This is a genomic window from Leeuwenhoekiella palythoae (genome assembly GCF_020310025.1).
In the GTDB taxonomy this organism is placed as follows: domain Bacteria; phylum Bacteroidota; class Bacteroidia; order Flavobacteriales; family Flavobacteriaceae; genus Leeuwenhoekiella; species Leeuwenhoekiella palythoae.
Window position 1 is genome coordinate 3,012,480 of sequence record NZ_CP084318.1, and the last position, 26,350, is coordinate 3,038,829.

Annotated in this window: 20 protein-coding genes and 1 other RNA gene; 6 read left to right on the forward strand and 15 right to left on the reverse strand. The window is 37.7% G+C overall.

What is annotated here, in order from left to right; translation table 11 throughout:
- Positions 1-124: 124 nt before the first annotated feature.
- Positions 125-4,063, reverse strand: coding sequence for a two-component regulator propeller domain-containing protein (locus LDL79_RS12890; protein ID WP_225597971.1), 3,939 nt, complete (start codon positions 4,061-4,063; stop codon positions 125-127).
- A 350-nt stretch (positions 4,064-4,413) separates the two neighbouring features.
- Here LDL79_RS12890 and LDL79_RS12895 point away from each other — a divergent pair, with 350 nt between their 5' ends.
- From LDL79_RS12895 to LDL79_RS12915, 5 genes are all read left to right on the forward strand, one after another.
- Positions 4,414-7,437, forward strand: coding sequence for a SusC/RagA family TonB-linked outer membrane protein (locus LDL79_RS12895; protein ID WP_225597972.1), 3,024 nt, complete (start codon positions 4,414-4,416; stop codon positions 7,435-7,437).
- A 16-nt stretch (positions 7,438-7,453) separates the two neighbouring features.
- Positions 7,454-8,983 (forward strand): RagB/SusD family nutrient uptake outer membrane protein, encoded by a 1,530-nt coding sequence (locus tag LDL79_RS12900; protein ID WP_225597973.1) that lies wholly within the window; start codon positions 7,454-7,456, stop codon positions 8,981-8,983.
- Positions 8,984-9,042: 59 nt separating this feature from the next.
- The gene (locus LDL79_RS12905) at positions 9,043-10,221 is read left to right on the forward strand and encodes a glycoside hydrolase 5 family protein (protein ID WP_225597974.1); all 1,179 of its coding nucleotides are present in this window, start codon (positions 9,043-9,045) and stop codon (positions 10,219-10,221) included.
- Positions 10,222-10,358: 137 nt separating this feature from the next.
- Positions 10,359-12,035, forward strand: a complete 1,677-nt coding sequence (locus tag LDL79_RS12910) for an exo-alpha-sialidase (RefSeq protein ID WP_225597975.1) — start codon at positions 10,359-10,361, stop codon at positions 12,033-12,035.
- 43 nt (positions 12,036-12,078) lie between these two features.
- Positions 12,079-13,026: a glycoside hydrolase family 43 protein gene (locus tag LDL79_RS12915; protein ID WP_225597976.1), complete on the forward strand. Its 948-nt coding sequence runs from the start codon at positions 12,079-12,081 to the stop codon at positions 13,024-13,026.
- A 1,065-nt stretch (positions 13,027-14,091) separates the two neighbouring features.
- On the opposite strand, the gene LDL79_RS12920 is transcribed toward LDL79_RS12915, so the two are convergent.
- From LDL79_RS12920 to LDL79_RS12960, 9 genes are all read right to left on the reverse strand, one after another.
- A complete protein-coding gene (locus LDL79_RS12920; RefSeq protein ID WP_225597977.1) occupies positions 14,092-14,406 on the reverse strand; it encodes a DUF6730 family protein in 315 nt (104 codons plus the stop codon).
- Positions 14,403-15,227 (reverse strand): relaxase/mobilization nuclease domain-containing protein, encoded by an 825-nt coding sequence (locus LDL79_RS12925; protein WP_225597978.1) that lies wholly within the window; start codon positions 15,225-15,227, stop codon positions 14,403-14,405. Before LDL79_RS12925 ends, LDL79_RS12920 begins: the two co-directional genes overlap by 4 nt.
- A complete protein-coding gene (gene mbpA, locus LDL79_RS12930) occupies positions 15,224-15,520 on the reverse strand; it encodes a mobilization protein MbpA (RefSeq protein WP_009779576.1) in 297 nt (98 codons plus the stop codon). Before mbpA ends, LDL79_RS12925 begins: the two co-directional genes overlap by 4 nt.
- A gap of 86 nt (positions 15,521-15,606) precedes the next feature.
- A complete protein-coding gene (locus LDL79_RS12935) occupies positions 15,607-16,461 on the reverse strand; it encodes a toprim domain-containing protein (protein ID WP_225597979.1) in 855 nt (284 codons plus the stop codon).
- 241 nt (positions 16,462-16,702) lie between these two features.
- Positions 16,703-17,881: a virulence-associated E family protein gene (locus LDL79_RS12940; RefSeq protein ID WP_225597980.1), complete on the reverse strand. Its 1,179-nt coding sequence runs from the start codon at positions 17,879-17,881 to the stop codon at positions 16,703-16,705.
- An 18-nt stretch (positions 17,882-17,899) separates the two neighbouring features.
- Positions 17,900-18,187 carry a helix-turn-helix domain-containing protein gene (locus LDL79_RS12945; RefSeq protein ID WP_225597981.1) on the reverse strand — a complete coding sequence of 96 codons (288 nt, stop codon included), beginning with the start codon at positions 18,185-18,187 and terminating at the stop codon, positions 17,900-17,902.
- 297 nt (positions 18,188-18,484) lie between these two features.
- A complete protein-coding gene (locus LDL79_RS12950) occupies positions 18,485-19,729 on the reverse strand; it encodes a site-specific integrase (protein ID WP_225597982.1) in 1,245 nt (414 codons plus the stop codon).
- A 285-nt stretch (positions 19,730-20,014) separates the two neighbouring features.
- Positions 20,015-20,415: a transfer-messenger RNA gene (gene ssrA, locus LDL79_RS12955) on the reverse strand.
- Between the two features lie 39 nt (positions 20,416-20,454).
- The gene (locus LDL79_RS12960) at positions 20,455-21,282 is read right to left on the reverse strand and encodes a GIN domain-containing protein (protein ID WP_225597983.1); all 828 of its coding nucleotides are present in this window, start codon (positions 21,280-21,282) and stop codon (positions 20,455-20,457) included.
- A gap of 148 nt (positions 21,283-21,430) precedes the next feature.
- Between LDL79_RS12960 and LDL79_RS12965 the strand changes: the two genes are divergently transcribed.
- Complete coding sequence (locus tag LDL79_RS12965) at positions 21,431-22,645, forward strand: NAD(P)-dependent oxidoreductase (RefSeq protein WP_225597984.1); 1,215 nt, start codon at positions 21,431-21,433, stop codon at positions 22,643-22,645.
- Here the strand turns inward: LDL79_RS12965 and LDL79_RS12970 are convergent.
- The 5 genes from LDL79_RS12970 to LDL79_RS12990 all read right to left on the reverse strand — a co-directional run bounded on the left by LDL79_RS12970 (position 22,624) and on the right by LDL79_RS12990 (position 26,311).
- Positions 22,624-23,010: a ribosomal maturation YjgA family protein gene (locus LDL79_RS12970; RefSeq protein ID WP_225597985.1), complete on the reverse strand. Its 387-nt coding sequence runs from the start codon at positions 23,008-23,010 to the stop codon at positions 22,624-22,626. The genes LDL79_RS12965 and LDL79_RS12970 overlap by 22 nt on opposite strands.
- Before the next feature lie 3 nt (positions 23,011-23,013).
- On the reverse strand, positions 23,014-23,691 hold the full coding sequence (locus tag LDL79_RS12975) for a DUF1361 domain-containing protein (protein WP_225597986.1): 678 nt from the start codon (positions 23,689-23,691) through the stop codon (positions 23,014-23,016).
- On the reverse strand, positions 23,688-24,521 hold the full coding sequence (locus tag LDL79_RS12980; RefSeq protein ID WP_225597987.1) for a DoxX family protein: 834 nt from the start codon (positions 24,519-24,521) through the stop codon (positions 23,688-23,690). Before LDL79_RS12980 ends, LDL79_RS12975 begins: the two co-directional genes overlap by 4 nt.
- A gap of 66 nt (positions 24,522-24,587) precedes the next feature.
- A complete protein-coding gene (gene creD, locus LDL79_RS12985) occupies positions 24,588-25,964 on the reverse strand; it encodes a cell envelope integrity protein CreD (protein ID WP_225597988.1) in 1,377 nt (458 codons plus the stop codon).
- A 53-nt stretch (positions 25,965-26,017) separates the two neighbouring features.
- Positions 26,018-26,311, reverse strand: a complete 294-nt coding sequence (locus LDL79_RS12990) for a winged helix-turn-helix domain-containing protein (RefSeq protein ID WP_167597608.1) — start codon at positions 26,309-26,311, stop codon at positions 26,018-26,020.
- Positions 26,312-26,350 lie beyond the last annotated feature (39 nt).

The following is a 26,350-nucleotide window of genomic DNA, read 5'->3' on the forward strand; positions in this document are numbered from 1 at the left end:
GGTGGCTAGGATCAAAAATCAAGACATATTTAAAGATTAAATATAAGGTTTGCCTTAAAATACCTGGAGAATAGGAAAACTACTCAATGTCTACCTTTCTATGAATCGCTTTAAATATCTAAAGTCAATCAACTTTCTTTAAAAATTCAGACGGTGGCATTCCAAAGTGCTTTTGAAAATTACGTCCAAAGTTGGTTTGTGATTTATAACCAACCTCCTCAGAAATTTCAAAAATTTTCTTGTTTGATGTTTTCAATAAAAATGCGGCTTTTCTGAGTCTACTTACGTTTATAAGTTCGTTTGGGGATAGTTCAGATATTTCTTTAATTTTTCGATATAATGTTGATCGGCTCATATTCATGAGGCTAGCTAATGACTCTACGTTAAGATGAGGATCTTCTAAGTTTTGTGAAATTACCGTATCCAATTTAGAAAGAAAATCTTGGTCTGAGCCAGAGCTTGACAAGGACTTCAAATGGGCTAGAGGTGAACTACTATAATGCCCTAAGATCGTTCTTCTATTTTCGAGAAGATTCGAGATTTGTACTAAAACATGATCCATTGAAAATGGTTTTGAAATGTAGGCATCTGCACCTGATTCTAAGCCTTCAATTTTTGCGTTTAAAGCACTTTTAGCAGTTAATAAGATTACAGGAATGTGACTAGTTTTAATGTCTTCTTTGATAAATCGACATAATTCGATTCCATTCAAAATAGGCATCATCACATCACTAATTACAAGTTGAATTTCATAATTCGAAATATAGTCTAACGCTTTCTGACCATTCCCAGCTATAATCACATTATAAATAGAGGACAATTCTGAAAACATAAAATCAGCAAGCTCATGGTTGTCTTCAGCAACTAAAATAGTCGGAACATTTTTATTAATATTCGGTGTGCTGTGTATAGCTGGATAAGTATCTATAGCGTCAGAGTGTTTGTGCACATTTTTTAAACCTTCAGGTTGATGAACAGGCATTTGTAAGATGAACGTGTTCATTTTATTCTGAGATTCAAAATATAAGCTACCGTGGTGGAGCTCGGTCAACGAATGAGCGAGTGACAAACCTATTCCTGTGCCTAGATTAAGGCGATCTCCTGGAACGCGGTAAAAAGGTTCGAAGATTCGTTTTTGAAGCTCCGTTGGAATTAATTTTCCGTCGTTTTGTATCGTTATTAGAAAGTCTGATTCTATTGATTTGAGATTGATTGAGACTTTGCTCTTAGAGTATTTAATAGCATTGTTAAAAAGGTTGCTCAATATTTTTTTGATGGCTTCTTCATCTACAAATACGTAGATAGGTTCTTCTGTTTTTAAAAGTGAAAACTCGAGTTGTTTTTCTTGAATCATCTGACTGAAACGTACATACGTTTCTTCAAGGATCTCATTGATGTTGACCTCTACGAAATTCAGTTTTACATGCTGCATTTCCGTTTTTCTAAAATCGAGCAATTCATTTACAAGGTTTAAAAGTCTTGAGGTATTTTTCTCCATAATACCCAAATTTTTGGGTATTTCGGGGGACTTATAAGAGCTTTTTAAGAGCTTTTCTAAGGGGCTCTTTATCAGGGTCAGCGGTGTGCGTATTTCGTGAGCAATATTGGTGAAAAATTCAATTTTTGCCTGATAGATTTCTTTTTCTTTAGCATTTTCCAGCTGACGTATTCTGCTATTATTTTTATCCTTAGTATAGCGGTGATAGTATTGAAGCGATAAAAATGCTATAACAATAAACAAGAGAATATATAAGGAGTATGCGGTTCTACTGGCAAAAAATGGAGGTGTTATCTCAATTTCTAGAAAATCGTCATTGGTACTCCAAACACCGTGGCTATTTAATGCTTTAACTTTAAATAAATATGTGCCGGGGGGAAGTTGAGTGAAATTGACCTCGTGATTTTTACCCAGGCTTATCCAGTTATCGTTAAGACCTTCTAGTTTATACCAATATTTGGTCATCTCAGGTGCGGTATAACTCAGAGTAGCAAATTCAAGTTTAAATGTGGATTGTTTATGAGTAAGACTCAATTTACTTGAAAAGGAAATTGATTTATTTAGAGGTGAATTAGCATTCTTGACACTTACTTCTTTGTTGTTAATTTGAATATCAGTGATATATATGGGTGGCTGATATGTGTTTTTAATAAAGGTATCAGGGTTAAAGCTGACCAGACCGTTAACGCTACCAAAATACATGACACCTGATTCGTCTTTAAATGCTGAACTGTAATTAAACTGGTCACTTAATAAACCATTCGATTTAGTAAAAACTTTAATCTTCTCATTAACAGGATTGAATTCTACTAGACCGCTGGAAGTGCTAATCCATAAATCTTTATTTTGATCTTCAAGAATGGAATAAGTTACATTGCTTGGGAGTCCATCACTTTTGGTTATTCTTCTAAAATTTTTCTGCTCAGGATTGTATTTATTTAGTCCGTTTTCTGTGGTCACCCATAGGCGGTTTTCTGAGTCTTCAAAAATACCATTAATGACATTAGTACTAATACTGTTCGGATCTTTACTGTTGTATTTAAAAAAGCCTTTTTCCCCGCTCTTAGGATTGTAATAGTACAAACCATCCCAATAAGTTCCCGCCCACAAAACCCCTTGATGATCTTCAATTAGATAGGTGTAATGATAGGCTTCGGGAAAAGCTGTTACAACTTCAAATTCATTTAAATCTTCTTGAAATCGATGAATTCCCGCAGAGGTTAGCACATAAAGATCTTTGTTTTTGGCTTCAAAAATATAGAGTATAAAGTCACTGCGTAACCCCTCGCCATTTTTCCCAGAGCCATAATGCTTGATTAATTTTCCAGTCTTGATATTAATCACATCGAGACCGTGTTCAAATGTACCTATCCACAATTCATCATTGCGAGCTAGTAGCCCATGAATATTATAATGAGCAATGGGGCCTTTATTTTTTACTGAAGCATAATTTTTAAATATTTCTGTTTGAGGGTTCAGGCGGTTTAAACCTGCATCTTCAGTTCCAATCCACAAATTACCGTACTTATCCTTTTGAATTTCCCTGACAGCATTGCCACTAATAGAGTTTTCACCCACTCGTGGAAAGTAACGTTTAATAGGGGTGTATTCTTTTGGGAAATAATTTACACCACCAAAGTAAGTGCCTATCCAAACCCCATCTTCTTGGTCAAGAACTAAACAGTAAATGGCATTATCAGATATTGAGTAGGGATTGTTGTAATTTTTTTTAAAGTTGTCTAAAACTTTAGTTTTAAGATTGTAAATGAAAATTCCAGATTCGCTTGCAATCCATAGTTCGTATTTATTTTTCCTTAGAAATTTTCTGACAAATAATGGATTTTCTTTCTCTGAAAATAAACTTGTAGTGTGGTTATTCACGAGAGTATGCGTCAGTACCCCGTTATCTTTAGTGCCTATATATAAGGTGTCATCAGCAACGTCTGCTGCGATTTCGGTAATGTTTACGTTTCCACTAGAGTTAAAACCCAGATAAAGTTGCTGTAAAGAATTGGTATCTTCAACATAGGTGTATATCTGCTCAAAACTTGAAACGAAGATTTTGCCCTTTTCACTTTTGGAAATAAATGAGAAATTGGCCTCTTTAAAAACTTCTTCAGAATTATCAATAAGAGATTTCTTATATAAATTTCCTGAGGCTATATACCAGATGTTTCCTTTATTATCGTGGGTGATGTCAAGAATAGGTTGATCTTTTGTACTATTTAAGAGACTAAACGATTCGGTTTGTTCGTGGTATTTAAAAAGACCGGTATCTGTGCCTACCCATAGGGTGTTGTCAAACTCATATAGACAACGAATAAAATTGCTTCCTATACTACTGGAATCATTTGGGTTATGCTGAAAAATTTTATAGCTGTATCCATCAAACCTATTGAGTCCATCTTTAGTGCCAAACCACATAAATCCTCGATGATCTTGCAACATACTAATCACCGAATTATGGGATAAGCCATCTTCCACTCTATAATGATGAAAATTGGGACTTTGACAATAGATATTGACGACCAACAAAATTGTAATTATGGAAAACCAGAATTTCATAAATACAAAGCACGTGATTAAAACATGAATTGAATTAATACTTCCGTCCTATACTTCGACGATTTGTTTCAAAACGCCTAAAACTTAACTTTTTCTTAAAGATGAACAGAAGCGTCGAAAGATTGAAACACCAATTCAATGAGCTTTCAAATTAAAATAATCTCCTTTGTAGTGAGGTGAAATGATAAAATAACGCCTTTTCTATTGAAGTATTAATAGAATTGAATATTAAAAAGTAAGGTATTGTTAAAATAAGACAATAAGCTTTTTTGGTTTTAAGGGTGTCTAATATTTGGAAACTTCATTAAATCGTCTCAATTAACTAAAACTAAAATTTCAAATGAAATTCTATGAGAACTAATTTACGTAACAATTTAAAGTCGATCTTGTTCCTGACTTTCATTGTTTTTTGCTTTAATCAATCGTTTGCGCAAGAAACAGAGATTACAGGAACTGTTACCACTGTAACTGGAGAGCCTATTCCATTTGCAAACATTTTGATTAAGGGAACATCACAGGGAACTTCTGCTGATTTTGATGGTATTTATTCCATATCAGCAGCAAGCGATCAGATATTGGTGTTCAGCTATGTTGGGTTTAAAACATTAGAAGTTCCGGTTGGAGATCAAAAAGTAGTTGATGTTCAATTGCAAGAAGATGTTGCAACTTTAGACGAAATCGTTGTAGTGGGGTATGGTACCCAAGATAAAAAAGATCTTACCAGTGCTATATCGGTGGTTAAATCTGACCAAATTCAGAAAAGACAAACAACTACGGTAGCTGAAAGTTTACAAGGTTTGGCGACTGGGGTTAATGTGCGTGGTGGTGGTCAACCAGGGCAAGAGGCCAAAATTGAAATTCGTGGCTTAAAAAATCTTCAAAATGCCAATCCGCTATACGTGATAGATGGATTAGTGACCACGGCCAACCGTGATTTTAACCCTAATGATATTGAGTCTATTCAAATCCTTAAGGATGCAGCTGCAGCTGCAATCTATGGTTCACGAGCGGCAAACGGGGTAATAATTATTACTACTAAAAAGGGTAAACAGGGGCCCTTGCAAGTTTCAGTGAGCTCAAAATGGAGTGTAACTGAGGTTCCTCGATATGATTTAGCCGGGCAAGAAGAGTTTGTTCGTTTAAACAATATGGCTTATGATAATGCTGGTATTCCTAGGCAAGATTTAAACCTAGATGTAAACACAGATTGGCAGGAAGAAGTATTCCGTACAGGCCTCATTCAAGATCAGAATGTAAGTTTTTCTGGCGGTGGAGAAAACTCCTCTTACTTTATGTCTGGTAATTATTTTGGTAATAAAGGAACTGTAATAGGTACAAAATTTGATCGAGTATCCTTTAGGGTAAACAGTAGTGGTACCAAGGGAATTTTTAGTATTGGTGAGAATCTAGCGCTTTCTAACTCTAAAAATAATGAAATAGGTGGACCGGAAGCGTTACGTGGAAATCCATTTATTGATGTAGTAAGATTATTTCCTACTATTCCAGTATATGATGAAGATAATCCAGGTGGATATGGTTATGGTAAATCTGGAGTCGCAAATACTTTTGCTGCGAATCCAGTGGCCATTTCAAATCTTATTGATCAATCGATACAAAACTTTAGAATTCGAGGTAACGTATGGGCGGAGCTCAATCCCTTTCCTTTTTTAAAGTATCGAGCGAGTTTTGGCTATGAGACTAGTTTTGACAATTTCAAATATTTGAGAAAAGAAGGTAGCTGGACGTTGAATCAACCTTATGAGGCATCATTTACCAATCAAAACAGGGCCCAATCCCAAACGAAATTATTAGAAAATACGTTGACTTTTACCCACGATTTTGGGAAGCACGGTCTTACAGTTCTAGCAGGTACGACGTATCAGAAGGATAGCTACGAACAAATAAATGGATTAAAGAGAAATTTGCTTGTCAACCCGAATACTGGAGAATACTTTGACGTTTTAGATTTAGGGGATCAAGCACAAGTAGGTGGATTTAGAAATGAAGCTTCCTTACTTTCTTACTTAGGAAGATTGGAATACAATTATGACGACCGGTATTTATTGAATGCAGTATTCAGAAGAGATGGCTCCTCACGCTTTAGTGATGCTAATAAATGGTCTAATTTTCCGTCACTCTCGTTAGCCTGGCGTTTGAGTAACGAATCTTTTTTTAATATAGAATCCATTAGTGACTTGAAACTACGTGCAAGTTATGGAGAGTTAGGGAGTGGGAACATAGGCAATTATGAGTATCAAGGATTTATAAACACCTTTGGTGCGATAGTTTTAGGTACAGGTCAGAACTTGACCCCATCCGCTACACAGGTCAGACTTGCTAATTCAGAACTGCAGTGGGAGACCTTAAAACAGACCAATCTAGGTTTGGATCTAGCCTTATTTAAAAATAAACTTCAAATAACAGCAGATTACTTTATTGCAAAGACCGAAAATGTGCTGTTTGGTTTTCCAATTTTATTATCGACAGGTAATGATGGTGGAAACCCTATTGCAAATGCAGCAACCGTTGAGAACAAAGGTTTTGAATTGAATATAGCCTATAACAAAGTCATCAATAATGATTTAAGTTTCAATGCTTCTTTAAACTTCACGAAACTTAACAATAAGTTGGTTAAACTAGGGAATGGTTTAAATGAAAGTATTCAAGGAAATACTATAACCAGAGCAGGCGGTCCTGTGGGTATGTGGTATGTATTGCAAACTGACGGCTTGTTTCAGAGTCAAGACGAAATAAACAATTATACGAATTCTGAAGGAGAGGTTATTCAGCCAGGAGCTGTACCAGGAGATATACGTTTCGTTGATTTTAATGATGATGGTGAAATTACTAATGAAGACAAATCAATTGTAGCAAGCCCGTGGCCAGATTTTGAGATGGGCTTCAACGCAGGTGTTACGTATAAGGATTTTGATTTCTCAATGAACTGGATTGGTTCTTTCGGGGCTACCGTTTACAACGGATATCGCAGTATAGTAGATCGTTTTGATGACGATAGTAATTACCGGGCCGGTGTACAACCTTGGACTCCAGAAAATCCAAACACCGATTTTCCTAGGATTGTAAAAGGAACAACGCTCAATTCACGGGCAGATAGTGATAGATGGTTAGAGGATGGAAGTTTTGCCCGCTTAAAATATATCGGATTAGGATATAGTTTGCCTCAAAATACTCTTGACAAAATAGGATTTTCAAAAGTTCGTTTGAGCCTTTCTGCTCAAAATATAATCACGATCACGGGATATGAAGGTCTAGATCCTGAGTTCAGCAACAGTAATATTTTTCAACGAGGTGTAGACTTAGGTTCCTATCCTAACGTACAAACTTATTCATTAGGAGTAGAATTTGGTTTCTAAATAAAACAGTAATAAAATGAGAAAAATACTAACAATACTTACAGTAACCTGTTCGCTTCTGGGGGTAGTTTCCTGCCAAGAAGACGAGCTTGATCTTAAAAACCCAAATGCATTGACCACAGATCAATTTTGGGTGACGCCGAATGATGCAGAGTTAGGTGTTAATGCTATTTATGCAATGTCTTATAAGGATGGCTTATGGTCTAGATGGATGTCTTTTAGACTCGATTTAACTTCAGATGAAGGTTTCAGCCAAAGCCCGTGGATAGAATTAGCAGACTGGACACGTTTTAATTATATCAACTATAATTTTTGGGAGGGCAATGGTGTGACGTGGAGAGATACCTATAAAGCCATTTTTAGAGCCAATCAAGTATTAGCAAATGTGCCGGATATAGAGTTTGATGATGCGGCAAGAAAGCAATCTATATTAGCAGAAGCTAAGTTTTTAAGGGCGTTGAATTATTACTATGTGGGCTTACTTTGGGAGAATGCGCCTATTATTTTGGAGCCTTCAAAGCCAGATGATCTGCCGATGCAATCCACTCAGCAGGAGATCTACAGCCAAGCCGAATTAGACCTCAATGAAGCTTTCGAAGATTTACCCTTACAATGGGATGCTGAGAATCTTGGACGTCCTACAAAAGGTGCAGCAAAAGCAATGCTTGCGAAAATTTATATGCAACAGCGCCAATGGGGTGCTGCAAAAACTGCATTGGATTTTTTAGTTGTAGGAGAAGGAGCGAACTATAGTCTGGTATCAAATTATAAGGACAATTTTACAGATATAAATGAGAATAACTCAGAATCTGTATATGAGATTCAGTTTGGGGATCAGCGGAGAGGTGGTACTGGAGAAGGACCGAACGCAGCCGTATCAAGTACCAGAGCTCAGTTTTTTGCCCCTCGCGGGATTGGCTGGTCAGATGGACAAGCCCGTTTTTGGCTTGTAAATGCTTTTAAGCAAGAATTAACGGTCGATGGCAACCTAGATCCACGATTGCAACATTCTCTTTTTTATCCAGATCTATTTGAAGATTTTGGAGATAAAACTTACTCTAGAGACTGGGAGTGGGGAGAAGATGAGGCTTGGTTTAGAAAGGGAGCGCGTGATTATAAGCGGGATAATGAAGATTATTTTTCTGAAGTAAACTGGCGATTAATTCGTTATGCTGATATTCTATTGCGTTATGCAGAAGTTTTAAATGAACTAGATATGACGGCAGATGCTTATCAATATGTTGATCAGGTTCGAGCACGTGCAAATATGGCTCCGCTTGCTACAGCATATCCTGAAATAGGAAATGATCGTGATCTGTTTCTAGAGCGTCTTAAAATAGAACGTGTTTTAGAATTATCTGGCGAAAGTGTGCGTTGGGAAGATCTTAAAAGATGGGGAGATTTAGAAACGCAGGAGTCTGTAGATGCAATAGCAGAGCGTGATCCCGATTTTAAAAACTTTGAAATAGGTAAAAATATTCGTTTGCCTTTACCACAAGTAGAAGTAGAAAATAATCCTAATATGGAACAAAATCCACAATATTAACAACCCTAGTACCTCCAAGTAAAGTATGGAGGTATTTTGAGGGGTCAAATATAAAATTGATGAAAAGACTAAGTTTTATTCTAACTCTTATAATGGTAAGCATGCTTTTTTCGTGTAAGAATTCCAAAGAGGATTCTAAGGAGGTTGCGCTCAATACTAGCGATACAATTTCTGAAAATACCAGAGCTATCTGGTCTCAAGAAGAGGCCAACGCGTGGTACGCTAAGCAACCTTGGCTTGTAGGTGCTAATTTCAATCCGAGTAATGCCATAAATCAATTAGAAATGTGGCAAGAAGAGAGTTTTGATCCAGAGCGTATTGACGAAGAATTAGGCTGGGCTGAAGATATTGGAATGAATACCATGCGGGTTTATTTACATGACCTACTACATAAAAGCGATAAGGAGGGCTTGTATAAGCGCATGAATGAATTTTTGAAGATAGCGGATAGTCACGGTATTAAACCGTTATTTGTTCTATTTGATTCGTGCTGGGATCCTTTTCCAAAGGCAGGGGAACAACGAGCTCCCAAGCCACACGTTCATAACTCTGGGTGGGTACAAAGTCCTGGGCAGGAAGTGTTGAAAGATAGTACACAATACGGCAGATTAGAGTTATATGTAAAAGAAACCATAGGAGCATTTAGAACAGACGATCGCATTTTAGGTTGGGATATTTGGAATGAGCCAGATAATATGACTGGGCCTTCCTATGAAGATATAGAAATTCCAAATAAAGCAGAGTTGATAATGCCACTATTGGAAAAGGCATTTGGATGGGCACGATCTGTCAATCCGCAACAACCACTTACTTCGGGTGTATGGACGGGAGACTGGAGTGATCCCAAAACAATGAGTCCGTTTCATAAAATGCAATTGGAACAGTCGGATATTATTACATTCCACAATTACGATGTACCTGCCGATTTTGAGAAAGACATTAAAAATCTACAGCGTTATGGCAAACCTATTTTATGTACAGAATATATGGCCAGACCTAACGGAAGTACCTTTGAAGGCTTTTTACCTATAGCTAAAAAATACAATGTAGGAATGTATAATTGGGGCTTTGTAGATGGCAAAAGTCAAACTAAATATCCTTGGGATAGTTGGACGAAAACCTATACTTCGGAACCCAAAGAGTGGTTTCATGAAATTTTTCATACAGATGGAACACCTTATAGAAAAGCAGAGACTGATTTGATTACAGATCTTACTTCTGAAGTAAATGCGAAATAACAAAAACATCCGTCATTTGGTAAATATTGAATGACGGTTTTTATTTTATGAAAAAATCACTTTTAATTACAATATGTCTTTTATTCGGGTTTTGTAATACTCAATGTGCTGCAGATCAATTATCAGACTCAGAGCAGATGGACCAACCCAGTGATTCAGAATCTGAAATATCAACACAAGAACCTGTAACTGGTATACGAATCGCCTGGGATGCTTCTACAAAAACACAGATATCTGAATTGGGAGATGTGGGCTATAATGGTTACGCTCGGGTAATTCAGTTGACCGATGGGGCATTGGTGGTAACGTACGAATCCCATGGAAAGATATTGGTTAAGAGGAGTACAGACTTAGGTCAAACTTGGTCTTCTCTCATAGTTGTGGCTGATTATAAAAATGGTGTATCCAATACTACTCCAGATCTTATTGAGTTGAAAAACGGAACGATTTTACTTGCTTATAATCCTAGACCGGGAAATACAGCATCCGTAGATGAGCATTTTTCGATTAAAGTTATTCAAAGTTCAGATGGCGGTAAGTCTTGGCATAATGACCAAACGGTCTACACCGCTGATACCTTATTTGAAAATGGAGCCTGGGAACCTACTTTTTTACAACTGCCCAGTGGAGAAATTCAACTGTATTTTTCTAATGAGAATATTTACAGAAATTCTAACGAGCAAAACATTTCGATATTACGGTCTACTGATAACGGATTATCTTGGACTTTAACTCCTGAGATCACTAGCTTTAGAAGTGGTCATCGTGACGGAATGCCAGCACCTATTTATTTAAAGGATACTGAAGAAATTGTATATGCCATTGAAGATAATGGTGATAATAATCAGTTCAAGCCATATATTATACGCAATACCTTGGCTCAAAATTGGTCAACTTTCGTTAGCGCTAGCAGTCCTAACCGAAGTTACGCTTTACAAGATGCATTAGAGAAGGATGAATATGCAGGAGCTCCAGATCTTGTTCAATTGGCCAATGGCGAGGTACTGTTATCCTATCAAGGAACTGAAAACAGAGCAGGAACGGATTTGAATAATGCTGAAATGCGTGTGGCGATAGGAAACAAAATTGCCCAAAATTTCAATAGAACAACATCTCCTTTTGTAATTCCTGAAAATAAATCTGCACTATGGAATAGTATCACCGTTTTAGAAGACGGGACGGTTCTAGCATTAACTACTACCAATGCCTTTTCCTCTGCGAATAACTCCGAAGTGTGGATGATTAAAGGATATGTAATTCCTCAACTACGAGCAGAACGTGCAACGATTAATATTGACGGAGCCCAAACTGAAGATATTTGGGAACATAATTTTCCATTATTTGTTGGACATATGGGGGATACGCAGTTGCGTGGAACTGTTTCGGCAGATTCTAATAATTTATATATTCTTACACGGACCACAAATAATCAGGGTGCTTCTACAATTGCAACACAAAATAATGCAAACGGGACAATCCTATATTTAGATCCTCAGGCTCAAAATAAGCTAAGACCTGATGCGGGAATCTTTAAAATCCAAATATCGGTCAAAGGTGAAGTGGCTATTTATGAAGGAGCTGCCGGAAATTGGGATCAGATTGAAGCACCACAATTACAAGTTGCTGTAGCGGAAAATGAGGGGGTTATACAAGAAATTGCAATTCCTTGGGAGGTTTTGCATCATCGATTTCAAGTCGACACGGAGTTAGGGTTTAGTATTGCTTTAATAGAACGCGGGGAGGCAAATTATACTGAAATGCTATCTACTACAAATGGTGATGAACCATATACGTGGTTGCGTTTAAAAATTTAAGAAAGTAAGATAAAGGACGAGTTTAATGCTAAACTGAAAAATTATGCAATTATACATTTTATATTTCCTGATTCTGTTAGGAGGTTTAAGATTAGGGGCACAAAGCCAAAGAGATGATGTAATCTATCTGGCCGATCCTACAGTTTTTGAAGATGAGGGTATATATTATTTATATGGTACAAAAGGCGATAATACTATAAAGGGTTCCGGTTTTTTAGTATATACTTCTAAAGATCTTAAACACTGGGAAGGCCCAGTAGGATCATCTGATGGTTTTGCGCTAAAAAAAGGCGATGCTTATGGAAATAAAGGCTTTTGGGCTCCGCAAATATTTAAACATAAAGCCAAATATTATATGGCTTACACCGCAAATGAAAACATAGCAATAGCAACAAGTGACAGTCCTTTAGGGCCATTTGTAAACGATAACAAAGCATTGGAAGCTCCCGTTCGGCAGATTGATCCTTATGTATTTTTTGATGAGGATAAGGTGTATTTATATCACGTGCGGCTTCAAGAAGGTAACCGTATTTTTGTTGCCGAGATGAACGCAGATCTCAAAAGCATAAAGCCGGAAACGTTGCGAGAATGTATCAATGCAGAAGAGACATGGGAAAACACTGCAAATGCAGATTGGCCTGTTGCCGAAGGACCTACGGTTTTCAAAAAAGATGCACTGTATTACTTGCTATACTCTGCTAATGATTACAGAAATCCAGATTATGCAGTCGGCTATGCTATAAGTAGGACTCCGTTAGGACCTTGGGAAAAAATGAAAACAAATCCGTTGATCTCGAAATTAGATAGTAACGCTGGTACAGGTCACGGGGACCTTTTTTATGATAAAAGAGGTAGAATGAAATATGTTTTACATACACATTTATCAAATGAGGAAGTCGGTCCACGTAAAACGGCAATACTTGAATTAAGTTTAAAAAATCAAAAGCTAAGCGTAAAAAATAATAGTTTCTATTTTGTCGAAAAGCAATAGTTCTATAGCTTAAGAGTATATCGATCCACGAAGTTTGGAGGTACAGTTTCATTCTCATAGATCTTTGAAAATAATGGGAGACTTTTATGTCATATGGTCTAAGGCTTAAGATGTTCAAAATCATTGTATTGATGTGCGAAATAAATTAAGTTAGGGTATTAAGGATACGCAGTTTAGTCGAGATGTTAAAAGGAGATAAAGAAAATTACACATAATATTCTTCTAAGAAAGGTAAGCTAGAACCACTGTATAATTTTTTCTTTCGGAAAGGCCTTCACAAAAGACAGGTCTTTTTGATAGAAAAAAAAATTCCAATTTCACTTCTTAGCGAAGCAATAGAAAGGCATTACAAAATGCTTGTGAAAGAAAAAGATGCCGGGATAGGATAAGTAATTTTAAAAGTAAAAATTAATTCTGAGCGCAGTTTTTCCCGTTACGTAGCTACAGGTTTATTCAATTATAATTTGAAAAAATGAAACTTCGAAAAAGATAGAATCACCAACAATAAATATAGACTTATTATATGGAGTTAAATTCTTTAAGTCTTCTCGAGGGTAATATTTAAGTGTGTTTATTGGAATATTTTCATTCAGTTTTTTTGTCACATAAAATTTATAATATCTAAATGGCTCGTTAGTCGGCATAAGAGGAGAGATGCCTTTACTGAGACTTTTTTTATATTCAGTTAGTTCATTCCTATAAAGTGTATTTAGTATTAAAATTTCCTGAGGGTGTGTACTATTCTCTCTAATAATTGAGTCTGTCGCTTTATCAAATAAGATATAGATAGAGTCATTGGCTTTTTGAGAATAAGCCTGGTACGAGACGAGCAACATTAGTACAATCAAAAATTTCATTATTTCTTATTTAATAATAAATGTGGTGATTTCCATGTTGACTTTCAACGAAGTTTCAATTTAGTAATAGTTTAGTAACATACTTTTTAAATACATCCGCTTTTATTTAGCCAAGCTAATTTATCTTCTATCTAAAATTTTTCTTTCGGAAAGGTCTTCACAAAAGACAGGTCTTTTTTGAAAGAAAAATTAATTGCAATATCACTATTTAGCGCAGCAATAGAAAGACAATACAAAATGCTTGTGAAAGAAAAAGAAGCAGGGCTAAGATGACAAGCCAATTGGGGATCGTTCGCGTATGCTTGATTTTCCTTAGTAGTTCCTTGCGATTTTCCTGATGCGAGATTTGATCCAGTTCCAATTTTTTGAGATGCGAATCGACGATCTTTTCAATTTGGGTACTATCTGCTTTTATGGAGGTACTCTTAAGACCTTGTTCAATCCGTTCTAAGCGATTGACCTCTTGTTTGAAGGAATGTAATTCTTCAACCAGGAGTTCTGATAGGTGTTCTAGTTTAGTCATATTCCAATTCCTTTATCGATTACTAGTTTTATTACTTTCTTAGCCACAGCTTTGGCTAGGCTTGGCGCAATAGGTATGCTTCCTCCGGATAACACAACAGCTTTGGTGCGGTTGATGGATTTAAGCAAATTACTGGCCGACATTGAGCGATGCACTTCACTTCCCTTAATGTTTTGACCTTTGTATTCAAAACGAAACCCCTGCAGCTGTTTGGATTTATTGATCACCGGAATCACTGTAATGTGCTGCTCTTGCATGCGATTGATGTATGTCTGAAGATTATTAGTGGATCCTTGAACAACCTGCTGATGGGCTTTATGAATTTCGACTCGCGTCTGTGCTAAGGCTTTGTTTTTCTCAAACTGAACGTCCTGTACGGTTTGAATACCCATTTGCTTTGCAGTCCGCTCAGCAGCCCACTGACTTTGCTTTCCGATAAAACTATCAGTATAAGCATTTCCCTTTAGATCGATGCGATTCACATAGAGATGTATGTGGGTATGTGCTTTGTCGCGATGTACATACGCGACTGCCTGGCGCTCTTGTAATTTCATATGTTGAATAAAGGTTTTAGTGAGTTTCCCTAAATCTTCAGTGTTCATTTGAGCTCCATCGGTTACCGTTGGGCTTAGAACAAAACTCAGTGTATTGCGCTCACAATTTTGATTGAGGGCTTGCACGGCTTTAAATTCTTGAGTGATTTCTTCAGCAGTATCGCCCACAACCAGATCGCTATATACCAATTCGGCTTGTTTCTCTGGATCGTTACCGTAACGCAACGCGCCAAGGGTACTGGATATAGCACTGCCTTTGCCAATCATTTCATTATGGTTTTTAAATGTTTCTTGATTTCTTCAGCTACCTGAATGACTTCCTCACTAAGTTTTGGATTACCTTTTTTATACATATTTCCGATGCGTTTAAAATTGTTGTGATACTTCACCAGCATTTTATAGGTATGAATATGCTCTTCATTCATCCGCTCGGTGATCTGTTGCTCCAACAAACTTCTTCTGCAAAAAGCACTCAGGCTCAAGCCTGCAGCTTTTGCTTTTACCTGCAGCAATTTTTTCTCATACACGCTGCATCTGAATTTGATAAGTGCTCGTTTCATCGTTTGTTTATTTCTTTGCAACCACCGGGAGCAAAGCAAGATTGTGGCCACAGCCACACATCTTGCCCTGCTTCCCAGAAATCAGTTTAATGCGTTTTCATCAGCCAGGCATTGAGGTCCTTTTCAGCTTTATAGAAGGTAGATTTATCAATACACGTAGCATTGTTGTTCAGGAAGAGTGCGGTTGCTTTTCTTCCGGCTTCATCCTGATCGAGATACAATTCAACAGTTTTGTAAGTGTCCAAATAGGGAAGCGCTTTTTCAGCAAAAGCAATAGAGTTTAAGATCAAAAAATCAGCTTTCCGTTTTAAGTTTGGAAAAAGTGTAACTAGAGATAACAGATCAAACATTCCCTCTATGACAATTAAGTTTTGTGATCCATTAGAGATCCATCGCAAGTCCTTTGGAGAGCTTGATGCTTTAAAATATTTGTTTCTAAGTTCCCATCCTCCGGAGTTGTTTTTTAGACCAATTGAAAAACCATACTTCTCTTTAATGGTATAATGCACTTCTTTGCAAAACCCCTGCGCTACAACCGGATTAATTTTTCGACTTTTTAGATAGGCGAACAATGCCGGATGTTGAATGGATTTTACCTGTCTGATTACAATTCCAGATTGGTTTACTTTTGTTTGTTGTGGTTTTGGAAGCGCATAGTTCCCGATATTGACTTGAGCTAAAATTGCTAAAGCTTCACGTACAGCTATATTGTGAAGTTCACAGATAAGATCGATGCAGTTGCCGCCTTTTCCTAGTCCGTGATCGTACCAGCAGTTTAATGTTTTAGAGACTTTAAAGGAGGCTTGGGTTTCTGACCGCAGGGGACTCAGAAACCAAGCTTCCTTTTCCGTATTGCGAGTGGGAAGGTACCCTAAAAATTCCAGCGCCTTAACGATGGATATTTTTCGGGCTTGTTCACACGATAGTTTTTCTTTTTTCATCTGAAAATAGTTTAAAAATCCCAAAACATCCTACCATCTTACCCATCCCAGTAAACACGGGGCTTGGTGACCTGGGTAGGTTATTTTTTTATCCTACCCATCCTACCACATTGTTGTGGTAAGATGGGTAAGGTTGTGGTAAGATGATTTAAAAAGATCCTACCACAAATGAGCCTAATGTTTATAGGGTCTTAGAAGATTTGTGGTAGAATGGTAAGAGGATTTACTCTTTTTTCTTTCATTAGCCTAATTCATAGGGTGATTCTATAAACTTTCGTTTTGCTAAATAGCCATAAATTCTACGTTTGGGATGTTTGATCTTTTGAAAACCAAAGCCCGAAAGTGCTCGTCCCAGATTGATCTGGCTGATGCGTATATTCAAACAGTTTAGGCTTACCATAATATCTGTGGCTGTTACAAAATCCTTTTGATCTGTAGACTTTTCGTAGTATCTCGCAATGAGTTCTTGCTCGGTAGTCATCTTAGTATACTTTTGATTTCGCTCCTCATTTTCATTGACATCCTGCACGGTTAGTTCGGGATTGAAGTCTGGATCATTATATGCTAAATAATAGGCCTGACTCCAAACATCAGCAATAGCTACTTCTTTTTTATAGCTGAAGTCAATAGGTCCCATTAATTCAAAACACATCCAGCGTACTGAACCGGTTTCATCATTTAAAAAGGAAGACATATTGGTAGACCCCATAAAGGAGCATATGCGAGGAAGTATTGTATTCTTCCGATCATAGGGCAAACGCTCATTGATAAAGGTTTTTGAGAAAAATGCTTTAAGTGCATTCACATCATTTTTTGAAAGGACCGCTAGTTCATCGAGATTGTAGAGGAAATTTCTACAGAGCTGAATACGCGCATCTTTATCACTATTGATATCCTCAGCCATATATTCTGCCAATTCCGGTGGGCAGAGATAGCGGCACCAGGTTGATTTACCAGAACTTTGACCACTGTGACTGATAATTAGCGCTTGCTTATTGAAGTAAGCAGGCTCCAAAGCACATTTAATCGCTCTTACCAGCCATTTTTTAAAGTGATAAACAAACACCTCGTGCTCATAAAGAGGAACAAATGAAGCGAGCTTCTCTATGTGATCCTGACCGTCCCAGCTCGGAAGTGATTCAAAATATTCACGTATTGGATTATACGTGTCAATAAGCTCTGATTTAATTAAGATCTCAAGCTTTGAGGTACTGATGTCAATCCCGGCTTTTGTCAGTTCGATAATAAGCGAATTCAGATTCAGATAGCTCCATTGCTTTTTCTTTTTCAGAGATATCTGAAAATCGTGAGAAATCTCATTGTAAAGGATGTCGTATTTCTCAAACAGATATTCAATGGCATAATCGTAAACCGTCTTTTTCTTAGGATCTGAAACTTGATAGAGTTTATCATTTTTCATAGCTCTTGTTTTATAGTTCTATGAAATTTTTGATCCCTTGGAATGGCTCCAAGTTGATTGGTTCGAATTGCCCACTGAAAACATTTTGTTTTGCAATAACCACCGCTCAAGTTCATCCCGCTCAAAATAAATGAGCTTACCATTTGGTTTACTATGAGGGATGGCCCCTGTAGAAGTTAATTTATAAAGATAGCTTCTTGAAATTCCTGCATAGTCGCATGCTTCCTCAAGGGTTAGTACTTTCTTTTTAGCAAGTAAAAGCGATTCGATTCGCTCGAGTCTTTCGTCTAATTGAATAATGTTCATCGTATTCTTTTTTAAGGTGAATAGTGAACAAAGCGCTTTGTTTGATTAAGTAGAATTCTTGAATTAAAAGTAGGAAAGTGAAAACGTAATTGCTCCTTTTGAAGTAAAGAGTTATTTACAATACCCTTGTCTTTAGATTCTTATATTTTTTGTTTTCATCTGATAAGGTTTGATTTCATTTAGTATTAAATGAAATCTAGAGTAGCTTTACTGGATACGTTTTCAGAGAGTTATGAACATTTATTTACGACTTCTATATTCCAGATCAACACAAAAAGGTTTAGAAATCGTAATGCTTTATTGTGTGTTAGACTCCTTCTTTGACTTTTGTGCGGCTAGTTTTTCTTTTAAAATATTCATATCATCGCTAATTTTTCGATCAACAATTTTTGCATAGTGCTGCGTTGTACGCAATGATTGATGACCTAACATTCTACTTACAGTCTCGATGGGCACTCCATTAGTTAGTGTTACTGTGGTAGCAAAGGTATGCCTTGCCAGATGCGTAGTAAGTGGTTTGGAAATATCACACATAATGGCAATTTCCTTCAGAAAGGCATTGGATTTTTGATTACTTAGTACGGGGATCACGCGTTCACTTTCCTCAACCTGAGGATGATTTTCATAACGAGCTAGAATCTGTTCTGCTACAGGGAGGAGTGGGATGCTACTTCTGGAGCCTGTTTTGGTACGGTGAATACGTATCCATTTACTACCATCTATTCCAATTGTGATGTCAGATTTAGATAATTTCTCAACATCAGAATAAGCCAAACCGGTATAACAGGAAAAAACAAACATATCCCTAACCAAGATTAGACGTTCAAAATGTAGCTCTTTTTCCCACAATGCATCAATTTCTTCCTGTGTAAGAAACTCGCGTTCTACAGGTTCAAATTTTACTTTGTAGTTTATAAAAGGATCATGACTTATCCATTTATTAGCTAAAGCAATACGGACAATCTTTTTAAAATTGTTGACATATTTTAAAGCGGAATTATGATTACAATTTCTCTTGGTTTTAAGAAAATGTTCGAATTTAATTATAAAGTTATGGTCAATGTCTCTAAGCCTATAATCCTCTTCACCGTATTCTTCGTTAATGAATTGTTGAACGTGATTATGGCAAGTCCAATAGCGCTGTGCAGAAGAAGCAGAAATGTCTTTTCCAATTAATTGATCTATTTTCTCATTATGTTCTTTAAATACTTCCAGTGCCAATTTATTTTGTTGATTTTCTCCTTTTAATTCTTTAAGTAATGAATTGACGGTAATATGTTTATCGTGTTCAATAAAAGTTTGGTGTATTTGATTGAGCTTATGCCTCAAATTACTAATGTGTGTATTTATTTCTACAGCTTCACGGCTATTGCCCATTGCTTTTTCTTGACGTGAATTCCATTTTCTAGGATCAACTCTTCTAGAAATACTATGCTCTTTTCGTTTTCCGTCAACAGTCAATCGAAGATAAATTGGAGCTAGACCTCTTTTATTAACCTTCCTTTTAATAAGATGAAATAGTGCGTAATAATTATTTTTCATGACTTCAATTTTATGTAACTCCCGAACCTTCGTGGCAGGTAGGATATGAACCTTGATGTCAAATTAGTAAATGATTTTTTAGGGTCAAAAAACTTTAACTTTTGTAAAAAACTAAAAAAGAGGGTGTTATGAGCTTGGCGAGACCCCCTAAGCTCAATATTGGCGGGACCTGCCTAAAGGGTCCCGATTTTTTTGCATTTAATCGATAATATATGATATTAAATAAAATTAAAAACCCTGTAAATCAATAATTTACAGGGTTTTTGAATGAGTTTGAAACTCAAAAAGTGGAGTCGGGCGGGTTCGAACCGCCGTCCAAACAGGCAACTCAATAGCTTTCTACACGTTTATTTGCCAATTGGTTTTCGTGCAACAGCCGGTCGGCAACTACCAACTGCTACCTTATTCTCGATTAAGTTTCACCTACTCATCAAGACCCTGAGCAGGCTATGTTTACTTTTTCGGTACCTCTTGATGAAACGCCGTAAACCAAGGCTTTTCAGAGGCATCATGGTCTCACACCTTGTGTGAGATTAAGATAACCGTACTATAATTCGGGTTATGCAGCCATGGCGTAGTTATTCTCGCCGTTTAAAAAGTGTGAAACCTGAGATTTACGAGCTATGTCCCAGCGCTCGACGTGCTTACTACTCAATTAGACCCGCTGTCAAAACCAAATCGACCCCATTGCTAGTAATCCTCAAAATTTGAGGGCTGCAAAGTTACTATTTTTTATTGATTTGCGCATCATCATTAAGTGCCTTTACACTAATGTCTGGTTTGCCATAGACATTGATAACTGCTTTATCTTGAGCAAAAACAGAAAGACTTTCTTCGGCACTAACAGCAGCATTAGAACGATCGCTTAACGTCGCCGAAGTATTCTTACTATCAAAGTCATCTCCTTTATAATCTGCTTTTCCGGTTAGCGCAAGATTTAAACTAGCCGTCTTACCACGTGGATTAAATTCTGCCGAACCACCCATAGTTACTCGAGCAGATTGCGCGGTGAATTTCCCTCTAAGATCAGTGCGATCACTCATTTTAACCTCGAGTTGCTCCGTACGGATATTCAATTGTCCTTTAGCGTTTTCTCTTAAATTGATTTGAGATTTCGTCGTAGTCAGATTTACATCAATTTCAGATGAAGATGCCGCAGTGACTGTAAACTCAGGAACTTCGATCTGCCCCGGAGTTTCAATATCGCTATCATTTTTTAGGATGACATGCTTCGGGTTTTGCAGTTTTAAATACACCGAAAGCGCTTTGGCACTGGTCACTTCCATATTGGTGCTAATACGCAACACACTATCAGTCACTTTAAAATCAACCACACTTACCAGATTGCGGTCGGTGGTTAGAATATAATCGTTGCTTTGTGCCTGGACCAATTCCACCTGAATTTCATCATCTATTTCAATGGTATTGATTCCGGTTTGCAGTGTTCCGTTTACAGAAATCACATCGCGATCTCCTTTAATTTTAGATTTGTTTGCTCCACAAGAGCTTAAGATCAGGGCGCATACGACACCCAAACCAACTAGTTTTTTCATAAAAATTCTTTTGTGAGAATATACCTCAAATTGCGCGCAAGATTAGCCAATGTCTTATTAAAGCTTTGCTAAGGACCTATTAAAGTTCAATTAAAATAGGTTGAAGATTCTCTTTGTAAAATTGTATTTTACACCAAATATTACTTTTATGGCTCCTCTAAAATTTGCTTTATTACGAGAACGTAAAACCCCGCCAGATCGTCGCGCGGTACTTTCGCCTATAGCCATGTCTAAGGCGCAAGAAGCTTTCCCCAAAGCCTCCTTCATCGTTGAAGCTTCACCAATACGAGTTTTTCCTGATGTGGCTTATGAGAAAGCAGAATTTGAGGTTAAAGAAGATATTTCTGAGGCCGATGTGATGCTGGGCGTTAAAGAGGTGCCTATTGAAGCGTTGATCCCCAATAAGAAGTATTTTTTCTTCAGTCATACGATTAAAAAACAACCCTACAACCGCGACTTACTCAAAGCGGTTTTAGAGAAAAATATCGAACTCTACGATCACGAAGTCATTACTCGAAAAAGCGGACTGCGCCTGATAGGTTTTGGTCGCTATGCGGGCCTCGTAGGCGCTTACAACGCGTTTAGAGCGTATGGTAAAAGGCATAAAACATTTGATTTACCACCCGCCAACACACTTACCGATGTTAGCGCGTTGATCGCGCAGCTGAAAAAGATTGAACTTCCTGCTATTAAAATTTGCCTTTCCGGAAGTGGTAAAGTTGCTGGTGGCGCACAGGAAATTCTGGAGGCTATGGGCATTAAAAAAGTGACTATTGAGGAGTATCTCACTAAAGAATTTAAAAAACCGGTGTATTGTAAAATCGGGGTGATGGATTACGCAAAGCGAAAAGATGGCGTAAAAGGCAGCCTTGCACAATTCATCAAAGATCCTACGGGTTACGAGACGAACTTTTTGCGTTTTGCTAAAGTAAGTCAGATGTTTATCGCCGGGCATTTTTATGGTGATGGTGCGCCGTACTTATTCACTCGGGAAGAAGCCAAGTCCGAAGATTTTAATATCGAGGTTATCGCTGATATTTCGTGCGACATTGATGGTCCTGTGGCTTCTACCTTACGCGCCTCGACGATTGCAGATCCTTTTTATGGCTACGATCCGCAAACGGAGAAAGAAGTCGCTTTTGATGCTCCGGGAGCGATTACCGTGATGGCGGTTGATAATTTGCCGTGTGAGTTGCCTAAAGATGCCAGTGAAGGTTTTGGTGAACTCTTTGTGGAACGGGTTTTACCTGCTTTTTTCAATGACGATAAAGACGGAATTCTCTACCGCGCACGAATGACCAAAGATGGTAAACTCACCAAACGCTTTAGTTATTTGCAGGATTATGTAGACGGGAAAGAATAGCGTTTTTGTAGCACAAGTTCTGTGATCCCGGCACATATCATTCCGAGTACATACATCAGTAAATCTAACCACGAGAACTGACTGCCTAAAATTAGGGTTGCAAGCTTTTTATATTCCTGCGGAAAGAATCTTGTCAGGTCTATGAGTTGCAATAGTTCTATCGCAAAAGCGATGGCAAGCGTGAGTACTAATCCCGTTTTTACCGAAGGTTTCAGGGTGCTCATCAACAAACAATACAATAAGATCACAACAAGAAAGTCGCCCAGATAAGCTCGAATAAAACCGGTTTTTAAATAGTTTGCAATGGCGATTTCTACACCTAAAAGGAGAAGAAAAAGCAAGAAATAGATTCCGCGTTTAGGCATAGTTTAAACAGTGTACGATTTGTTTAGTATCTCATTTTGTTTCCACATTTTAAATAGGAAAAAACTGAAGTTTAAAAAAAATCCATAGCCTAGAGTGAATAGCCATACAGATTTGTTTTCAATAGGATTGATAAGATAGTGACCAATGGTGCTGAAAAGATCCAGCGGATTGGTGATCAGATCCCAAGAGTTGAAACGAACCACCCGCCCCAGATAAATCCCGAAACCGCATAAGATCAAAACCCCTGAGGTGAAAATATTCAGCCTAGCTTCAGCTATTTCGGGTTTAAAAAGTTTACGCACTTCTATCAAAGATTGAAAGCCAAAATACAGACTTAAAAACGCAAATGCAGTAATGGTGATTCCGTCATAAATAAACCAATTTAACGGACTGTAAGCCAAGTGAATTAAATCGGTAATCACATAAGGTGCGTTGGGAAGAAAAAGCAGCCAAAGCACAAGTAAAGCATATTTTAGAACTGAGTTGATGTGAGATTTTTTATGCTGTAAATACCACGCAATCCCTAATGGAACAAAAGCAAGGAATAGATTCCATATCAAAAAGAGGCCAAAGAAGTCGTGTGTTGTTTTAATGCGAAAAACCAGCAGGAAAAAGCAGAGCAGTAATGCGCCAAAAAGATATTTGAGGGTGTTGTATTTGTTGAGGATAAAGTCTTTCATGGTTTATTTTTAGTTGAAGAAACAGGAGCGTTTCCGTTAGTTTTAGTTTTATCAAATTCGGCAATACAGGTTTCGAGCGGTTTACCTTGATTGTGAATGCAATTGCAAAAGTCAAAGCTTGCTGCATTTTCTTCGAGCGCTTCAGGAAGTCGCGTCACACAATCGTTATAAGAATTGCGCGGCATAATCTCATAGATTCGGTTGGTGCTTACAAGCGTCAAAAAGGCGATCAATAGCACCGTCCCTGCAAAAAGGAACGGGAATTTTTTACTGATCGCAGGATTTTTAAAGGCGGCAATTCCGGGAGTGAAGCGCAGCGGTTGATCGGGTGCAAGCGTACTGGTTTCAGAAACTTCACTAGCCTTAAGCGGCGCATTATAGTTCAGTGCTTTAGACGGAAGCGGTAAAATAAATTTTAATCGCTCATAATTATAAAGCAGAATATATACGTTTGCCAATACCATTAAAGTAGAAGTGAACAACGAACCTTCAAAGCGTACCGCCCACGACAACACCCAAATATTGAGAATAATGGGGAAGTAGAGCAATCCGCCTAAAACTACCGTGCGCGGAATGAGCAAGAGTATTCCCGCTGCTATCTGAATAATTCCAATGAACGGATAGTAAAAACTCGTATGATGCAAAGCCTCAAGATAGGCACCCATAGGATGTTTTATTGAAAGTCCGCTTGCAAAACGCTCGTCAATGATCTTTACGTAACCGGCAAGAATAAAGCCTAACGCCAATGTACATCTGCAAAACAAATAGAACAGCGCGTGCCAATAGTTTCGGCGCACGTGAATGTAAAAACGGGTAAAATAGCTTTTCATACTTCCGCGTAATTAGTAAGCGCAGCAACTTCCGGTAGGAGCCGCTGCGCCTAGGTTTGCTCTAAATTAGGAATTCCAATCAATTTTTCTGGAGGTGAACATCACCAGTGCAAGAATGGTAAAAAGTCCTAGACTACCTACTAACAGTGCATATTGTTCAAGTTGAATGATCACATAGATAAAACCATAAAGTAGCGTCAGCGCTGCCGCGATAAACAGCGCAAATTTTAAATGTTTTAGAATACTATAGGTGTAAAGCGAAATAAGCACGATCACCATACTCCCCGAAATAAGGTAGGCGGTGAGAAAATTACTGTGTTCGGTCAGGGCAATAAGTAAGGTATAAAAGAGAACCAGCGCGATCCCGATCATTAAATACTGAAAAGGGTGAATACCTATTTTACTCAAGGTTTGGATCATAAAGAAAATCAGAAAGGTCAAGCCAATGACCAGAAAACCATACTTGGCCGTACGCTCACTTTTTTGATAATGATCAATAGGGATCATAAAATTCACACCAAAAGCATAAGCGGTAAGATTGGGCAGCGTGTTGAAAAACTGTTGCGAAAAAGGTCTATTGATGTCTAGAACATTCCATTTAGCATTAAAACCTTCTGCGGTAAATTTATCAGTGTTATGGGGTAAAAAATCGCCTATGAAACTGGCGGTTTTCCAAGTAGAAGTTATTGTTGCCGAGGTACTTTTACCTACGGGAACAAACCGAATCTGCTCGCTTCCGTTAATTTTTAAGTCCATTTGAAACGAAATTTTTCCTTCTTGCGGAACATCTTTTGTTTTGAGAAAAGCACTTTGCACCAAATGCAGCGGAACTTCATCAAGAGTTGTATGCGCAGTAGCACTATCATATTGCGAAACAAAATCATAGGCACTAGTTCCCATCTTAATTTTTACGGCTTCTGAAACACCTTTGAGGTTCGAAGTTTTAAGAATGATTCGGGCGTTCTCCCACTCAATATCTTCCGGTTGCACACCGGCTTCTGTAAAATCAGGCATACTAAAAGTGCCTTCAAGAGCAGCAGTGGCACTAAACACAGTAGTTTTATAAATGCTGCGGTTACGTATTTCAGGATTCACATCGCTCTTAATGTCTAAGGTTTCCGGGAAGAAATAGGCGTAATTGGTTTGGGTAACGGTTTCGGTAGTGAGGGTTTGTGTCTCGGTATTTTTAATCGCTTTTTCGGTATAGGATTTATACGGAATTTTAAGAATAGGCCCATACACCAGGAGTTCTTCGCCCCATTTGTCATTGATCTCAGCGATGACCTCTTGTTGACGTCGGGCGCGCTCTTGTATCAATTCTTGTACAAATACAAGCGGAATGATAAGAACTAAAGTTAGGAATCCAACCATCGCCATACGGGCTGTGATCGAAGTTTTGATCCACTGAACAATTTTGTTTGAAGGTGTTTCTTGATGTTGCATAATTTTTGATTAAAGTACTTTGAAATTCAAAGTTGATTGATAAATAAAAAAGGTTAGGGATTGATTAATTTTTCTAAAGCTTCTATATGTTTTGAAAATGCTTCGCGTCCTGCAGCTGTCGTACTGTAGCGTGTATTGGGTTTTCGGTTAATGAATGATTTTTCGACCTTAATGTATGCTTCTTTTTCTAGCGCCTTAGTATGGCTGGCGATGTTACCGTCAGTAGCACCCAGCAATTCTTTCAGCATATTAAAATCGGCATATTCATTCACCATTAGAATGCTCATGATGCCTAATCGCACCCGATGATCAAAAGCTTTATTAATATGTTGAATGATATTTTTCAAGGCTGAAGCGCTTCTTTAAAAATTGAAATGGTTTATATC

Coding starts and splice junctions, on each gene's coding strand:
- LDL79_RS12890 (WP_225597971.1), bottom strand. CDS start 4,063: ATGAAATTCTGGTTTTCCATAATTACAATTTTGTTGGTCGTCAATATC.
- LDL79_RS12895 (WP_225597972.1), top strand. CDS start 4,414: ATGAGAACTAATTTACGTAACAATTTAAAGTCGATCTTGTTCCTGACT.
- LDL79_RS12900 (WP_225597973.1), top strand. CDS start 7,454: ATGAGAAAAATACTAACAATACTTACAGTAACCTGTTCGCTTCTGGGG.
- LDL79_RS12905 (WP_225597974.1), top strand. CDS start 9,043: ATGAAAAGACTAAGTTTTATTCTAACTCTTATAATGGTAAGCATGCTT.
- LDL79_RS12910 (WP_225597975.1), top strand. CDS start 10,359: ATGGACCAACCCAGTGATTCAGAATCTGAAATATCAACACAAGAACCT.
- LDL79_RS12915 (WP_225597976.1), top strand. CDS start 12,079: ATGCAATTATACATTTTATATTTCCTGATTCTGTTAGGAGGTTTAAGA.
- LDL79_RS12920 (WP_225597977.1), bottom strand. CDS start 14,406: ATGACTAAACTAGAACACCTATCAGAACTCCTGGTTGAAGAATTACAT.
- LDL79_RS12925 (WP_225597978.1), bottom strand. CDS start 15,227: ATGATTGGCAAAGGCAGTGCTATATCCAGTACCCTTGGCGCGTTGCGT.
- mbpA (WP_009779576.1), bottom strand. CDS start 15,520: ATGAAACGAGCACTTATCAAATTCAGATGCAGCGTGTATGAGAAAAAA.
- LDL79_RS12935 (WP_225597979.1), bottom strand. CDS start 16,461: ATGAAAAAAGAAAAACTATCGTGTGAACAAGCCCGAAAAATATCCATC.
- LDL79_RS12940 (WP_225597980.1), bottom strand. CDS start 17,881: ATGAAAAATGATAAACTCTATCAAGTTTCAGATCCTAAGAAAAAGACG.
- LDL79_RS12945 (WP_225597981.1), bottom strand. CDS start 18,187: ATGAACATTATTCAATTAGACGAAAGACTCGAGCGAATCGAATCGCTT.
- LDL79_RS12950 (WP_225597982.1), bottom strand. CDS start 19,729: ATGAAAAATAATTATTACGCACTATTTCATCTTATTAAAAGGAAGGTT.
- LDL79_RS12960 (WP_225597983.1), bottom strand. CDS start 21,282: ATGAAAAAACTAGTTGGTTTGGGTGTCGTATGCGCCCTGATCTTAAGC.
- LDL79_RS12965 (WP_225597984.1), top strand. CDS start 21,431: ATGGCTCCTCTAAAATTTGCTTTATTACGAGAACGTAAAACCCCGCCA.
- LDL79_RS12970 (WP_225597985.1), bottom strand. CDS start 23,010: ATGCCTAAACGCGGAATCTATTTCTTGCTTTTTCTTCTCCTTTTAGGT.
- LDL79_RS12975 (WP_225597986.1), bottom strand. CDS start 23,691: ATGAAAGACTTTATCCTCAACAAATACAACACCCTCAAATATCTTTTT.
- LDL79_RS12980 (WP_225597987.1), bottom strand. CDS start 24,521: ATGAAAAGCTATTTTACCCGTTTTTACATTCACGTGCGCCGAAACTAT.
- creD (WP_225597988.1), bottom strand. CDS start 25,964: ATGCAACATCAAGAAACACCTTCAAACAAAATTGTTCAGTGGATCAAA.